Source organism: Streptomyces sp. NBC_01003 (assembly GCF_045162695.1).
Taxonomy (GTDB): Bacteria; Actinomycetota; Actinomycetes; order Streptomycetales; family Streptomycetaceae; genus Streptomyces.
Window position 1 is genome coordinate 2,620,763 of record NZ_CP108707.1, and the last position, 14,697, is coordinate 2,635,459.

Consider the following 14,697-nt stretch of genomic DNA (forward strand, 5'->3'; position numbering starts at 1 on the left):
GCCTCCTTGTCGTACGCGAACCTGAAGCCGGAGTTGCGGTGGTGGTGCGGGACGGCGGGCGGGGGTCCGGCGTCCCCCGCCCGCCGTCGTCTAGTGGCCGGACCCTGCGCCCGGCTTCGCGGGCAGGTCCTTGACCCGGATGTCACGGAAGGACACCTGGTCGTCATTGCCGTGGTTCTGGATCCCGACGTACCCGTCGCGCAGGCTCCGGGCCGGGTCGGTGTTGGTGAAGTCGTTGACCTTCACGCCGTTGAGCCAGATCCGCAGGTGCTCGCCCTCGACCCGGATCTCGTACGTGTTCCACTCCCCCGGCGGGTTCAGCGCACGGTCGCGCTTCTTCACGTCGGCGGACTGGAAGCTGTAGACGGACCCGGTGGTGCGGTCGGGTGCGTCGGTCGCGTCGATCTGGACCTCGTAGCCGTTGTTCACGGCCGACCAGGGGTCGTCGGACTCCGGGAAGCCCACGAAGACACCGGAGTTGTCGTCCCCGGCCATCTTCCAGTCGAGCTTCAGGGAGTACGAGCCGAGCGGGCGGCCCGCGTACCAGAGCATTCCCATGCCGCCGGCCGAGGTGAGCGTGCCGTCGTCCGAGAGCTCGAAGGAGCCGGGTCCGGCCTGCTTCCAGTCCTTGAGCGACTCGGCGGTCCCGTCGAACAAGGGCGTGTAGCCGCTCTCGGGCCGGCAGTCGGCCTGCGCGGCGCCACTCGCCCAGCGGATCCCGCCGAGCAGGTGCTGCCGGAAGGCCGGGTCTGCGTACGACTCCTTGGTGTGGCCCGCGCCGGTGTAGAAGGAGCGGCCGCCCCGGTAGTTCTGGCACCAGGAGATGGGGTGGTCGCCCGCCATGGTGCCGCCGGTGTACGACGACTCGTCGAGCGAGGCGAGGACGTGGGCGTGCTCGCGCGGGTTGGAGCGGTAGTTGTACCACTCGTCCGTGCGGTTCCACGTCGGGGCGAGGTGGGCGGTGGCCGGGTTGCCCCGGTCCTCGACCTTGACGGTGGCGGGCTGGATCGCCGGGTGATTCTGGAAGTAGGCGCCGGCGAGGCCGCCGTAGAACGGCCAGTCGTACTCGGTGTCGGCGGCCGCGTGGACGCCGACGTAGCCGCCGCCCTTCTCGATGTAGTGCTCGAAGGCCGTCTGCTGGTCGGCGTCGAGCACGTCGCCGGTGGTGGAGAGGAAGACGACGGCGTCATAGCGGCGCAGGTTGGCGTCGGTGAAGTCGGCGGCGTCCTCGGTGGCGTCGACGGCGAAGCCGCCTGCCGCGCCCAGGTCCCGCACGGCGGCGATCCCCTCGGGGATCGAGTCGTGGCGGAAGCCCGCGGTCTTGGAGAAGACCAGGACCCGGCCCCCCGCTCCCGCGTCCCCCGGTGAGGAGGACGCGGGAGCGGAGACACAGCCGATGAGCAGGGCGGCCGCGGAGGCCGCGAGCGCGATACGGGTGGAGGTGCGCACAGTCCTGCTCCTTTCTCAGCCGGTGGTGAAGGTGAAGTCGTCCACGTCGAAGAGGGCGTCGGTGCCCGCACCCTTGAAGACCAGGAAGAGCGTCGTGGTCTTGGCGGGCGCCTTGCTGATGGTGCCGGTGACGTCCTTGTACGTCTCCCAGGACCCGGTGGGTTCGACCTTGGCGCTGCCGAGGAGGCGTCCGGTGGCGGAGCCGCTGCGGATCTCCAGCGTGCCGCCGCTGCCGGCGGAGGCGACGCTCGCGCTGAACGACTTCACGTTGTTCAGGACGTACGGCTTGAAGGAGATCCAGTCGCCGTTGTTGATGTCGCCGACCGCCTTGCCGCCCTCCGCCGGGGTGTGGGCGGTGATGCTGACGCCCTTGGAGTCGCCGTAGTGCTCGGCCTGGCGGTGCTTCTGCTGCGTGACGTTCTGGTCGTGGGTGGTCAGCGCGGGCTGGCCGTTGGCACCCTTGTCCGTGTACTCGGCGTCGAAGACCCCGAAGATGTTGGCGTTCGGGTCGTGCTCGCTGTCCGCGGAGGTCTTGATGGTGCCGGAGCAGCCGTTGGCCGAGGTGACCGGGTGGCCGTGGCTGTCGTGGCCGATGATGTGCGTGACCTTGACCTTGGAGCAGTCGATCGTCCCGTCCTCGGGATCGGTGACCGTCACCTTGAAGGGCACCTCGTCACCGAAGGTGAACAGCTGTCCGTCCGCCGGGAGTTCGAGCGTCACCTTGGGCGCCGTGTTGCCGACCACGATGTGGACGTCGGCGCTGCCGGTGCGGCCCGTCGTGTCCTTGGCGGTGACGGTCGCGGTGTAGGTGCCGTTCTTCTTGTACGTGTGGCTGGGGGCGGCGCCCGTGCCGGTGGTGCCGTCGCCGAAGTTCCAGGAGTACGTCAGCGCGTCGCTGTCGGCGTCGGTCGCGGTCGAGGAGAAGCGGGCCTTGAGCGGGGCCTGGCCCGAGGTCTTGTCGACCTTGGCGTCGACGACGGGCGAGTGGCCGTCGGTCGCGTTCTCGATGCGGTAGAGGCCGGAGTTCTCGTCGCCGCCGAACCAGGACAGGCCGTAGTCCAGGACATACAGGGCGCCGTCCGGCCCGAAGGCCATGTCCATCACCTGCGTGCCGGTCCACGGGAACGGGTTGATCTTGGCGACCTTGCCGTCCGCGTCCTGCTCGATCCGCTTGATCCACTGCCGGCCGAACTCACCGGCGAAGAAGTTGCCGTCGTAGGCCTCGGGGAACTTCACGGGCGAGGTGTTCGCGGCGTCGTAGCGGTAGACCGGGCCGCCCATCGGGGACTCGGAGCCGGTGCCGAACTCGGGCACGGAGGCGCCGTCGTAGGGGATCCAGGCCGGCTGGGCGGGTGGCAGGTCGACGATGCCCGTGTTGTGGGGTGAGGTGTTCTTCGGCGCGGCGCAGTCGAACGCGGCGCCGGACGTCTTGGTGGCGAAGTCGTAGTCGATGTACGCGTCGTTGTTGCCGGTGCAGTACGGCCAGCCGAAGTTGCCGGCCTTCGTGACGCGGTTGAACTCGACCTGGCCCGCGGGGCCGCGCTTCGGGTCGGCGGTGCCGGCGTCGGGGCCGTAGTCACCGACGTAGACGATGCCGGTCGGCTTGTCGACGCTGATCCGGAACGGGTTGCGGAAGCCCATCGCGTAGATCTCGGGGCGGGTCTTGTCCGTGCCCGGGGCGAAGAGGTTGCCGTCGGGTATGGAGTACGTGGCGTCGTCGTTGACCTTGATGCGCAGGACCTTGCCGCGCAGGTCGTTGCTGTTGCCGGCCGAACGGCGGGCGTCGTAGGCCGGGTTGCGGGTGGGCTGCTCGTCGATCGGTGTGTAGCCGTCGGAGGAGAACGGGTTGGAGTCGTCGCCCGTCGACAGGTAGAGGTTGCCGTCCTTGTCGAAGTCGATGTCGCCGCCCACGTGGCAGCAGATGCCGCGCGAGGTGGGGATCTCCAGGATCTTCTTCTCGCTGGCGTTGTCGAGCGTGCCGTCCGCGTTGAGCACGAAGCGCGAGAGCTGGTTGTGGCCGTCGAAGGGCTTGAAGTCCGCAGCCGTGCCGTCGTTCGGGGCGTCGCCCGCGGGGGTGTCGAGCGGCGGCGCGTAATAGAGGTAGATGAAGTGGTTGTCGCTGAACTTCGGGTCCACGCCGACGCCTTGGAGGCCCTCTTCGTCGTGGGAGTAGACGTCGAGCTTGCCGGCGACCTTGGTGGTGCCGTTCTCGTCGGTCAGACGCAGGACGCCGTCGCGCGAGGTGTGCAGGACCTTGCGGTCCGGCAGGACGGCGAGCGACATCGGCTCGCCGACCTCTTCGGCGCCCTTGGCGAGGGTGACCTGCTGGAAGTCCTCCGCGGCGGCCGCGGCGTCGGGGGCGGGCGCCGCGCCGGCGTGGGGGGCGCCGATCGCGAGTGAGGCTCCGGCGAGAAGTGAGCCGGTGAGGAGTGCGAGTGCCTTGCGGAATCTCGGGCGTTTCCTGTGCACGGAGTTCCTCCGGAAAAGGGCGTGCGTACGGACGGGAGCGTGTCGCGCATGCGCTTGGGCGGGTGCGATCGGTACGCCGGGGTGCGCCGTCACCCCGGAACTGTGCGTGTCCTGTACAACATTGGACCGTAGCCACGTTTGTCCGGGACGGAAAGCCCTTGCACAGCAAAGGAGTTGACTTTCTCCCCGCGCAGGACAAACGTGGCCGACGGGCCGCTAGTCGGAGCCGCCGAAGGCCGCGTCGAAGGACGCCGTGGGCGGCTCGAAGTCGAACGCCTTGAGGTGCTTGAGCGCCTCCGGGGCGCCCTGGAGCCGGTCCATGCCGGCGTCCTCCCACTCGACCGAGACGGGCCCCTCGTAGTCGATGGAGCGCAGCATCCGGAAGACGTCCTCCCAGGGCACGTCGCCGTGGCCCGCGGAGACGAAGTCCCAGCCGCGGCGCGGGTCGCCCCAGGGCAGGTGCGAGCCGAGGCGGCCGTTGCGGCCGTCCAGGCGGCGCCTGGCCTCCTTGCAGTCGACGTGGTAGATCCGGTCACGGAAGTCCCACAGGAAGCCGACCGGGTCGAGGTCCTGCCACACGAAGTGGCTGGGGTCGAAGTTCAGGCCGAAGGCGGCCCGGTGGTCGACGGCGTCGAGGGCGCGCTGCGTGGTCCAGTAGTCGTACGCGATCTCCGACGGGTGGACCTCGTGCGCGAACAGGACGCCGTTCTCGTCGAAGACGTCGAGGATGGGGTTCCAGCGGTCGGCGAAGTCCTGGTAGCCGCGCTCGATCATCGACTCGGGCGCGGGCGGGAACATGGCGACCAGGTGCCAGATGGACGAGCCGGTGAAGCCGATGACGGTGTCGACGCCGAAGGCCGCCGCGGCCCGCGCGGTGTCCTCCATCTCGGCCGCGGCCCGCCGCCGTACGCCCTCGGCCTCGCCGTCGCCCCAGATGCGGGCCGGCAGGATCGCCCGGTGGCGCTCGTCGATGATCGCGTCGCACACCGCCTGCCCCACCAGGTGGTTGGAGATCGCCCAGCATTTGAGGCCGTACTTGTCGAGCAGGGCGCGGCGCGAGTCGAGGTAGCCGGGGTCCGCGAGGGCCTTGTCGACCTCGAAGTGGTCGCCCCAGCAGGCGAGTTCGAGGCCGTCGTAGCCGAAGTCGCGGGCCAGCCTGCACACCTCTTCGAGCGGCAGGTCGGCCCACTGTCCGGTGAACAGGGTGAACTGGCGTGGCATGAGCCGTGCCTCCTCAGACCGGGATGGGGGTGTAGACGGAGTTCTTGAGCGCGCTCTCCTCCACGGCGGCGAGCACGCGCTGCACGCGCAGGCCCTCGGCGAAGGACGGTTCGGGCTGTCGGCCGGACGCGATGGCGTGGACCAGATCGCGGGCCTGGTGCACGAAGGTGTGCTCGTAGCCGAGGCCGTGGCCCGGCGGCCACCAGGCCTCCAGGTAGGGGTGGCCGGGCTCGGTGACGAGGATGCGGCGGAAGCCCGCGCTGACCCCGGGTTCGGTGTGGTCGTGGAAGGACAGCTCGTTGAGGCGCTCCAGGTCGAAGGCCAACGAGCCCCTCTCGCCGTTGAGTTCGATGCGCAGGGCGTTCTTGCGGCCTGAGGCGAAGCGCGTCGCCTCGAAGGAGCCGAGCGCACCGGAGGCGAAGCGGGCCGTGAAGAGCGCCGCGTCGTCGACCGTCACCGGGCCGCGCCCGGTCCCGGCGTCGCCCGCCGCGAGCCCGGCCGACGCCCCTACGGTGTCCTTGAGGATCGGCCGTTCCCGTACGAACGTCTCGGTGAGCGCGGAGACGCCGACGAGGGACTCCCCCGCCAGGTACTGCGCGAGGTCGACGGCGTGCGCGCCCAGGTCGCCCAGGGCGCCCGAGCCCGCGTACTCCTTCTTCAGCCGCCAGGTGAGCGGGAAGTCGGGGTCGACGAGCCAGTCCTGGAGGTAGGAGACGCGCACGTGGCGCAGGGCGCCGATGCGGCCCTCCTCGACCATGCGACGGGCGAGCGCGGTGGCTGGGACGCGCCGGTAGTTGAAGCCGGTCATCGCCAACTGACCGCGTGCACGGGCCCGTTCGGCCGCCTCGACCATCGCCTCGGCCTCGTCGACCGTGTTGGCGAGCGGCTTCTCGCACAGGACGTGCTTGCCCGCCTCCAGGGCGGCGACGGCGATCTCCGCATGGCTGTCGCCCGGGGTGCAGATGTCGACGACGTCGACGTCCTCGCGGGCGATCAGCGCCCGCCAGTCCGTCTCGGCCGCGGCCCAGCCGAGCCGGTCGGCCGCGGCGCGGACGGCCTGCCCGTCCCGGCCGCAGACGGCCGCGAGGACGGGCCGCAGCGGCAGGTCGAAGACCCGGCCCACGGTGCGCCAGCCCTGGGAGTGGGCGGCGCCCATGAAGGCGTAGCCGACCATGCCGACACCCAGGGGGCGCGGTCCGGCCCCGGGCTCCTGAGTCGTGCCCATGCAGTAGTCCTCCTCGTCGACGCCGGTCCCGCGGGATGCGCTGTGGGGGCATCCATCACTTGAAGCCGGTCGGCATGTACTGGGCGACGTTGTCCTTGTCGACGACCGCCGAGAAGAGCGTCACGTGGGCCGGGATCTCGAACTCGGCCATGCCGCTGACGCCCTTGCCCTGGCCGAGGGCGCGCGCGAGGTCGATCGCGGAGGCGGCCATGGTCGGCGGGTAGAGGACGGTCGCCTTGAGGACGCTGTTGCCGGCCTCGATGGCCTGCATGGCGGAGAGCGCTCCGGCGCCGCCGACCATCAGGAAGTCGTCGCGGCCTGCCTGCTTGATGGCGCGCAGGGCGCCGACACCCTGGTCGTCGTCGTGGTTCCACAGGGCGTCGAAGTTCTTCTGCGCCTGGAGGAGCTGCGACATCTTCGCCTGGCCCGACTCGACGGTGAACTCGGCGGCCTGGCGGGCGACCTTCTTGATGTTCGGGAAGTTCTTCAGGGCGTCGTCGAAGCCCTGGCTGCGCTGCTTGGTGAGCTCCAGGTTGTCGAGGCCCGCGAGTTCGACGACCTTGGCGTTCTTCTTGTCCTTGAGCTGCTCGCCGATGTAGTTGCCGGCGCTCAGGCCCATGCCGTAGTTGTCGCCGCCGATCCAGCAGCGGTACGCCTGCGGGGTGTTGAAGATCCGGTCGAGGTTGACGACGGGGATCCCGGCGCGCATCGCCTTGAGGCCGACCTGGGTGAGGGCCTTGCCGTCGGCCGGCAGGATCACCAGGACGTCGACCTTCTTGTTGATGAGGGTCTCGACCTGCCCGATCTGCGCGGCGGTGTCGTTCGAGCCCTCCGTCGCCTCCAGGGTGACGTCGGAGTACTTCTTGGCGCGCTCCGTGGCGTTGTCGTTGATCGCGTTCAGCCAGCCGTGGTCGGCCTGCGGGCCCGCGAACCCGATGGTGACGTGCTTGCCCGGCTTGTCGTCCGCGGCGGGCTTGTCGTTCGCCGCGGGCTTCGTGTCCTTGGGCTCGTTGCTCGTGCAGGCGGTGAGCAGTCCGCCCGTGGTGACGGCGGCTGCCGCCCCGAAGAGCAGTCCTCTGCGGCTCGTGGTCTCTGGCATGTCGGTGGGCCCTTCCCGAGTCAAGAAGTGGTGGTGGAGGTGCGTCGCTGGACCAGGACCGCGGCGACGATGATCGCCCCCTTGGCGATCTCCTGGACGTCGCTCTGCAGATTGTTGAGCGCGAAGATATTGGTGATCGTGGTGAAGATCAGTACGCCGAGCACGGAGCCGGTGATGGTGCCCCGGCCGCCGGTGAGCAGGGTGCCGCCGATGATCGCGGCGGCGATGGCGTCGAGTTCGTAGAGGTTGCCGTTCGTGTTCTGTCCGGAACCGGCCAGGACGATCAGGAGGAAGGCCGCGATGCCGCAGCACAGGCCCGACAGGAGGTAGAGGTAGAGGCGCTGGCGGCGGACGTCGATGCCGGCGAGGCGCGCGGCCTCGGCGTTGCCGCCGACGGCGACGGAGCGGCGGCCGAACGTCGTACGGTTCAGGATCAGCCAGCCGACGACGGTGACGGCGGCGAAGACGAGGACGAGCGGTGGGATGCCGAGGATGTAGGCGTCGCGCTCGCCGAGTTTGAGGACGCTGTTCACGGACACGGTCTGGGTCTTGCCGTCGGTGATCTGGAGGGCGAGGCCGCGGCCCGACGCGAGCATCGCGAGGGTGGCGATGAAGGGGACCATGCCGCCGTACGCGATGAGCAGTCCGTTGACCAGTCCGCAGGCGACGCCCACGACGACGGCGGTGAACAGGATTCCGGCGAAGCCGTACTCCTGCGTCGCGACCGTGGTGGCCCAGACGCTCGCGAGGGCGACGATCGCGCCGACCGACAGGTCGATGCCGCCGGAGATGATCACGAAGGTCATGCCGACGGTGACGACACCGATGACGGACGCCTGCGTGAGGATCAGCTGCACGTTGTTCGTGTCGAGGAACGAGTCGGGCTGGGTGATGCCGCCGATCAGGACCAGGACGGCGAGCACACCCACCAGGGACAGGGTCCGCACGTCCGGGCGGAAGCCTCTCGGGCGGGGCCCGGCGGGCGCGGTCTTCGGGGTGGCGGGCCGGGCGGGGGATGTGGGCTGGGTCATGGTGCCGGGCTCCCTTCGTCTGCGGGTTTGTTGTGGCGGGCGTTTCGCGCAGTTCCCCGCGCCCCTATCGGCCCCCGGCGAGGACCAGGTCGAGCACTCTGTGTTCGTCGAGTTCCGTCGCCGGCGACTCGTGGACCACCGCGCCCTCTCTCAGCACCAGGACCCGGTCCGCGAGTCCGAGGACCTCGGGGACCTCGCTGGAGACCATGAGGACCGCGAGGCCGTCGTCGGCGAGGCGGCGGATGACGGCGTAGAGCTCGGCGCGGGCGCCGACGTCCACGCCGCGGGTCGGCTCGTCGAGGAGGAGGACGCGGCAGCCGCGCAGGAGCCAGCGGGCCAGGACGGCCTTCTGCTGGTTGCCCCCGGAGAGGGTGCGCACCGGCGCGGACGGGTTGTCGGGGCGCAGGGACAGCTCGCGGGTCGCGGCCCGCGCGGCGTCGAGCTCCCTGCCCCGGTCCAGCCAACCCCCGTACGAGAAGCGGGACATGGAGGAGACGGAGACGTTGTTGGTGACGGACTCCAGCATGAGCAGTGCCTGTGCCTTGCGCTCCTCGGGGGCGAGGCCGAGACCGGCACGGACGGCGGCGCGGACGCTGCCGGGCCGCAACACCTGTCCGTCGACGGCGACCTGTCCGGTACTGGCCTTGCGTGCGCCGTAGATCGTCTCCAGGATCTCGGAGCGTCCCGAGCCGACGAGGCCCGCGAGGCCGACGATCTCGCCGGGCCGCAGTTCGAGGTCGAGTGGCGCGAACTCCCCTTGCCGGGAAAGGCCCTTGACGGTCAGGACGGGTTCGGCGCGAGGCGGTCCCGAGGGGCGCTCGGGGAACACGTACTCGACGTGCCGGCCGGTCATGAGGGCCACCACGTCGCGGGTGGGCGTCTCCTTGGCGGGCAGTCCGCCCGCGACCGCCCGGCCGTCCTTGAGGACGGTGACGCGGTCGCCGATCCGGCGGATCTCCTCCAGGCGGTGCGAGATGTAGACGACGGCTACGCCGTCCGCGGTGAGGGAGTCGACGATGCGGAAGAGGTTGTCGACCTCGTCCGGGTCGAGGGCGGCCGAGGGTTCGTCCATGACGATGAGGCGGACGTCGTGGGAGAGCGCGCGGGCCATGGAGACGATCTGCTGCTGGGCCGCCGAGAGGTCACCGACGAGCGTGCCGGGACCGATCTCATCGTGCCCAAGTCGCTTGAGCAGTGCGGCAGTTGTGGTGCGGGCGTCGCGTCCGCGGACCACGAATCCGGCGGTGGTCGGCTCGTGCCCGAGGTAGACGTTCTCGGCGACGGACAGCCCCTCCACCAGGTCGAGTTCCTGGTAGATGGTGGCGATGCCGAGGCGCATCGCGGCGATGGGCGACTTGAGCACCGTGCGCTCGCCGCGCCAGGTGATCGTGCCGTCGTCGGGCTGGTGGGCGCCGGCGAGGACCTTGATGAGGGTGGACTTCCCCGCGCCGTTCTGGCCGAGGAGGCAGTGCACCTCACCGGCCAGGACCTCCAGGTCCACGCCGTCGAGGGCGCGGACGCCGGGGAACGACTTGGTGATGCCGGACATGGTGAGCAGGGGTGGTTCCGGTGCCATGAGTGATCCCCTCGGCGGATGCGGGCCGGTGCCAGGGCAGGGCGGAGCTGAGCGCCGTACTGGTGTGGTGATCGCGTGCGGTGTTACGCCGGGCGGTGTTACGCCGGTGAGAACAGGTGGTCGCTGATCAGGCGGGCCGCGCCGATGACTCCGGCGGTGGGGCCGAGCTCGCCCAGGACGATGGGGAGGTTGCCGGTCGCCAGGGGCAGTGACTGGCGGTAGACCTGGGTGCGCAGGGCGGCGAGAAGCGTGTGGCCGAGGCCGGTCACGCCACCCCCGATCACCACGAGGCCCGGATTGAAGAAGCTGACGAGTGAGGCGATGACCTGCCCGGTGCGGTTGCCGCCCTCGCGGATGAGATCGAGTGAGGTGGCGTCACCGGCGGCGGCCGCGACGGCCACGTCGGCGGCGCTGAGCTTCCCGGCCGCCTCCAGCAGGGCGGCGAGTTCGTCGGAACGGCCCTCGCGGGCGGCCTCCTCGGCGTCGCGGGCGAGTGCCGCGCCGCTGAAGTAGGCCTCCAGGCAGCCCTTGTTGCCGCAGGCGCACTGGCGTCCGTCGGGCTCGACCTGGATGTGGCCGATGTCGCCGGCGCTGCCCGTCGTACCGCGGTAGACCTCTCCGCCGACGACGATGCCGCAGCCGATGCCCGTGCCGATCTTGACGCAGAGGAAGTCGCGCGCGGAGCGGGCGACGCCCGCGTGCTGCTCCCCCATCGCCATCAGGTTCACGTCGTTGTCGACCATGACCGGGCAGCCGAGTTCCTGGCTGAGGGCCTCGCGGACGGGGAAACCGTCCCAGCCCGGCATGATCGGCGGCGCGACCGGCACGCCCTCGGGGAACCGGACGGGTCCGGGGACGCCGATCCCGGCTCCGTCGAACCCCTCGGCCAGCCCGGAGGCCCTCAACTTGGCCGCCATCGCGAGCACTTGCTCGAAGACGGCGACCGGACCCTCGCGGACGTCCATGGGCTGGTTGATGTGCCCGAGGACTTCCAGTTCGGCGTTGGTGACGGCGACGTCGACCGAGGTCGCGCCGATGTCGACACCGAGGAAACGCAGTTCGGGGGCGAGCCGGATGTTGTGGGAGCGGCGCCCGCCGCGCGAGGCGGCGAGTCCGTCGGCCACGACGAGGCCCGTCTCCAGGAGCCGGTCCACCTCGACGGCCAGCTTCGACCGAGAGAGGTCGATCTGGTCGCCCAGCTGGGCCCGGGAGTTGGGTCCGCCGTCGCGCAGCAGACGCAGCAGGCGCGCCTGGTGCGCGTTCGCGGGTCGAGCCGTCATGCGTCTCACGTGCCCCTCCCCGCCTCACCGGGCCGCCTGTCGGCCCGTCTTCGGGCTTTCGAGGGGAACGTAGCAGTGGTTGCCGGGAGTGGGAAGAAGTTGCGCAGCAATTACCCATGACTTTCTCCAGTGACAGGACAAAGAGTCGGGAGGGAACATCCGCGTACCCTGTCGCTCGCACAACTGACGGACGTCTCAAGGGGGTTGGAATGACGGAGAGCACGCGCGACCCGGAGGGGACGGCAGAGGAGCGACGGCCCGCCCCCGAACTGCGGGTCAGCACGCTGGAGCTCTTCTTCGACCTCGTCTTCGTCTTCACCCTGACGCAGATCACCGTGCTGCTCGCGCACGACCTGTCGTTCGCCACGGCGGGCCGGGTCGTCCTCATCTTCGTCGTGCTGTTCTGGATGTACGGCGCGTACGCCTACCTCACCAACCAGGTGCCGCCCGACCGGCCCTCACGCCGGCTGCTGCTCATCGTCGGGATGGGCGCGTTCCTGGTGTGCGCGCTGGCCATCCCGCGCGCCTTCACCGACGGCGGCGTGGTCTTCGGCCTCGGGTTCCTGCTCGTCGTCGTGGTGCACAGCGCGCTGTACACGCGCAGCCACGGCCGTGACGTGATCTGGTACGCGGTGCCGAACGCGCTGGCCGCGCTCGCCGTGACGACGGCCGGCTTCTTCCACGGGCTCGCCGCCGACGCGTGGTGGGTGCTCGCGATCCTGCTGCAGATCGTGACGCCGTTCCTGGCGCAGGCCGGTCCCCGCAGCCACGGCGGGCGCACGACGGACGACCTCAGGGGTCAGCTCGGCGGCCTGGAGCCGGGGCACTTCGTGGAGCGCCACGGCCTGCTCCTGATCATCGCGTTCGGCGAGTCCGTCATCGCGATCGGCATCGGCATCGGCGACCAGCCGCTGACGGTGGGCCTGTTCGGGGGCGCGTTCCTGGCGCTGGCGGTCGCGGTCGCGCTGTGGTGGACGTACTTCGTACGGGACGAGGGGGCGGCCGAGGAGACGTTCCGGGCCACGGAGCCCGCGCGCCGCTTCCGCCTCGCGATGAACGCGTACTACTACGCCTTCCTGCCGATGCTGCTCGGGGTCGCGTTCCTCGCGGCGGGCGTGAAGAAGTCGCTCGGGCATCTCGGTGAACATCTGCACACCGGGCCCGCGCTCGCGCTCGCGGGCGGTGTCGCGCTGTTCCTGGTCGGCGATGTCGCGTTCCGGACCGCCATGCGGCTCTCCCCGCTCGCCTTCCGGGCAGCGGCCGTGCCGGTGGTGCTCGGCGCGGCGCTGCTCGGGATACAGGTGGCCGCCGTGGCGGAACTCATCGCGCTCGTCGTGATCCTGGTGGCGATGCTGGCCGCGGAGGCGCGGGGCCAGTCGGGGAGTTCTGCCGGCTGACGGTCGGCTGTGGCCGGCCGCGCAAAGCCGCGCCCCCCTCCAGGGACGCGGCCCCTACCTCCAGGGACGCGGGCCCCTACGACTGGTCGCGCCGGTGGTACGTCTCGCGGGTGTGCTCGGTGTGGGCCCGCATGACCGCCGTCGCCCGCGCCTCGTCCCGCTGCGCGATCGCCGCGATCAGCTCGCGGTGCTCGATCCAGGACTGCTTGCCGCGCTGGCGGGCGACCGGCTGGTAGTACCAGCGCACGCGGCGGTCCACCTGTCCGGCGAGCTCGCCGAGCACGACGTTCCCCGCGAGTTCCATGACCTTGGCGTGGAAGGCCGCGTTCGTCGCCACGACGAGTTCGACGTCCCCGTCGGCGACGGCCTGCTCGCCTGTGGCGCAGAGCTCTTCGAGGGCGGCGATCCCCGCCTTGCCGGCGTTCGCTGCGGCAAGGCGGGCCGCCTCGGCCTCCAGGAGCGTACGGACCGTGAGGAGCTGGTCCGCCTCGTCCTCGGTCGGTTCGTGCACGAAGGCACCCTGCGCCGGACGGAGATCGACCCAGCCCTCCGTGTTCAGCCGCTGGAGCGCCTCGCGCACGGGCTGCCTCGACACCCCGAGGTGCCCGGCGAGTTCGCTCTCGACCAGGTGCTGGCCCGGCTGAAGTGCACGCGTCGTGATCAGTTCGAGCAGCGCCTCGTAGACCCGCTCGCGCAGCGGTCCGGGGCGCTCGAGCTTGGGCACCGCCCCCTGCGGCAGTCCTGTGGACAACATCGCGGTCCCCCTCCTGGGCAACGGAGAAGCCAGTATGAATTGGCTTTCGTCTACAGTCTACCGAGCGCAATGGCCAGTGGGGGCGGGAGTTGGGCTCGTCACACCCGTGAACGCCGCGAAAACACGCCTGCTCAGGGGCAGCGGACGACCTGGCCCGCGTAGGACAGGTTCCCACCGAATCCGAAGAGCAGCACCGGCTGGCCGCTGCGGATCTCACCGCGCTCGACGAGCTTGGAGAAGGCGAGCGGGACGCTCGCGGCGGAGGTGTTGCCCGAGTCGACGACATCGCGCGCGACGACGGCGTTCACCGCGCCGATCTTCTCGGCGAGCGGCTCGATGATCCGCAGGTTCGCCTGGTGCAGGACGACGGCGGCCAGATCCGCCGGTGTGTACCCGGCCCGCTCGCACGCCGCGCGGGCCAGCGGCGGCAGCTGCTGCGTCGCCCAGCGGTAGACGCTCTGGCCCTCCTGCGCGAAGCGCGCCGGCTCGCCCTCGATGCGGACGGCGTTGCCCATCTCGGGCACGGAACCCCACAGGACGGGCCCGATGCCCGGCTCGTCGCCGGGCGGGCAGGCCTCGACCACGACGGCGCCCGCGCCGTCGCCGACGAGGACGCAGGTCGTGCGGTCCGTCCAGTCGGTGACGGCGGACATCTTGTCGGCGCCGATCACCAGGGCGCGCGTCGCGGCGCCCGCCCGCACGGCGTGGTCGGCGGTGGCGAGCGCGTGCGTGAAGCCCGCGCACACCACGTTGACGTCGAGCGCGGCGGGCGAGGGCACGCCGAGGCGGTGCGCGACGCGCGCGGCCATGTTCGGTGAACGGTCGACGGCGGTGGAGGTGGCGACGACGACGAGGTCGATGTCGGCCGCCGCCAGCCCCGCCGACGCGAGCGCCTTTGCCGCGGCGTGCGCGGCGAGGTCGTCGACCGGTTCGTCGGGGCCCGCGATATGACGGGTGCGGATGCCCACGCGGCTGCGGATCCACGCGTCGTCGGTGTCCACCATGGCCGCCAGGTCGTCATTGGTGAGGACCCTGGTGGGCTGGTAGTGGCCAATGGCGGCGATGCGCGAACCGGTCATGCGTGGGCCCCTCGGTGTTCGGGATGCGGGTCCACCAGTCTGGTGAGCGACTCACCGGTACGAGGGCACGTAAAGCGACAGGATTGGGGCGCCCTGGTTGGAGGGTGCCCCACATCA

The 14,697-nt window shown here is 70.7% G+C and carries 11 protein-coding genes; 1 reads left to right on the forward strand and 10 read right to left on the reverse strand.

Annotated elements, in window-relative coordinates:
• Positions 1–90: 90 nt before the first annotated feature.
• The 8 genes from OG698_RS12125 to OG698_RS12160 form a co-directional block, all read right to left on the reverse strand.
• Entirely contained in the window at positions 91–1,449 is a 1,359-nt protein-coding gene (locus OG698_RS12125; RefSeq protein WP_406103094.1) for a ThuA domain-containing protein, read from the reverse strand.
• A gap of 15 nt (positions 1,450–1,464) precedes the next feature.
• The gene (locus OG698_RS12130; protein ID WP_406103095.1) at positions 1,465–3,918 is read right to left on the reverse strand and encodes a PQQ-dependent sugar dehydrogenase; all 2,454 of its coding nucleotides are present in this window, start codon (positions 3,916–3,918) and stop codon (positions 1,465–1,467) included.
• Positions 3,919–4,134: 216 nt separating this feature from the next.
• On the reverse strand, positions 4,135–5,139 hold the full coding sequence (locus tag OG698_RS12135; RefSeq protein WP_116507835.1) for a sugar phosphate isomerase/epimerase: 1,005 nt from the start codon (positions 5,137–5,139) through the stop codon (positions 4,135–4,137).
• Between the two features lie 13 nt (positions 5,140–5,152).
• Entirely contained in the window at positions 5,153–6,364 is a 1,212-nt protein-coding gene (locus tag OG698_RS12140; protein ID WP_406103096.1) for a Gfo/Idh/MocA family protein, read from the reverse strand.
• Positions 6,365–6,419: 55 nt separating this feature from the next.
• Positions 6,420–7,463, reverse strand: coding sequence for a substrate-binding domain-containing protein (locus OG698_RS12145; RefSeq protein ID WP_399968053.1), 1,044 nt, complete (start codon positions 7,461–7,463; stop codon positions 6,420–6,422).
• Positions 7,464–7,483: 20 nt separating this feature from the next.
• A complete protein-coding gene (locus OG698_RS12150) occupies positions 7,484–8,494 on the reverse strand; it encodes an ABC transporter permease (protein ID WP_406103097.1) in 1,011 nt (336 codons plus the stop codon).
• 64 nt (positions 8,495–8,558) lie between these two features.
• Positions 8,559–10,070 carry a sugar ABC transporter ATP-binding protein gene (locus OG698_RS12155; RefSeq protein WP_406103098.1) on the reverse strand — a complete coding sequence of 504 codons (1,512 nt, stop codon included), beginning with the start codon at positions 10,068–10,070 and terminating at the stop codon, positions 8,559–8,561.
• A gap of 98 nt (positions 10,071–10,168) precedes the next feature.
• Positions 10,169–11,350, reverse strand: coding sequence for an ROK family protein (locus OG698_RS12160; RefSeq protein WP_399968049.1), 1,182 nt, complete (start codon positions 11,348–11,350; stop codon positions 10,169–10,171).
• Positions 11,351–11,559: 209 nt separating this feature from the next.
• On the opposite strand from OG698_RS12160, the gene OG698_RS12165 reads away from it, so the two are divergent.
• Positions 11,560–12,747 (forward strand): low temperature requirement protein A, encoded by a 1,188-nt coding sequence (locus tag OG698_RS12165; RefSeq protein WP_406103099.1) that lies wholly within the window; start codon positions 11,560–11,562, stop codon positions 12,745–12,747.
• A 76-nt stretch (positions 12,748–12,823) separates the two neighbouring features.
• Here the strand turns inward: OG698_RS12165 and OG698_RS12170 are convergent, their stop codons facing one another.
• Both OG698_RS12170 and OG698_RS12175 read right to left on the reverse strand, forming a co-directional pair.
• The gene (locus tag OG698_RS12170) at positions 12,824–13,501 is read right to left on the reverse strand and encodes a GntR family transcriptional regulator (RefSeq protein WP_406103100.1); all 678 of its coding nucleotides are present in this window, start codon (positions 13,499–13,501) and stop codon (positions 12,824–12,826) included.
• 131 nt (positions 13,502–13,632) lie between these two features.
• On the reverse strand, positions 13,633–14,580 hold the full coding sequence (locus tag OG698_RS12175) for a beta-ketoacyl-ACP synthase III (protein ID WP_406103101.1): 948 nt from the start codon (positions 14,578–14,580) through the stop codon (positions 13,633–13,635).
• Positions 14,581–14,697: the final 117 nt, after the last annotated feature.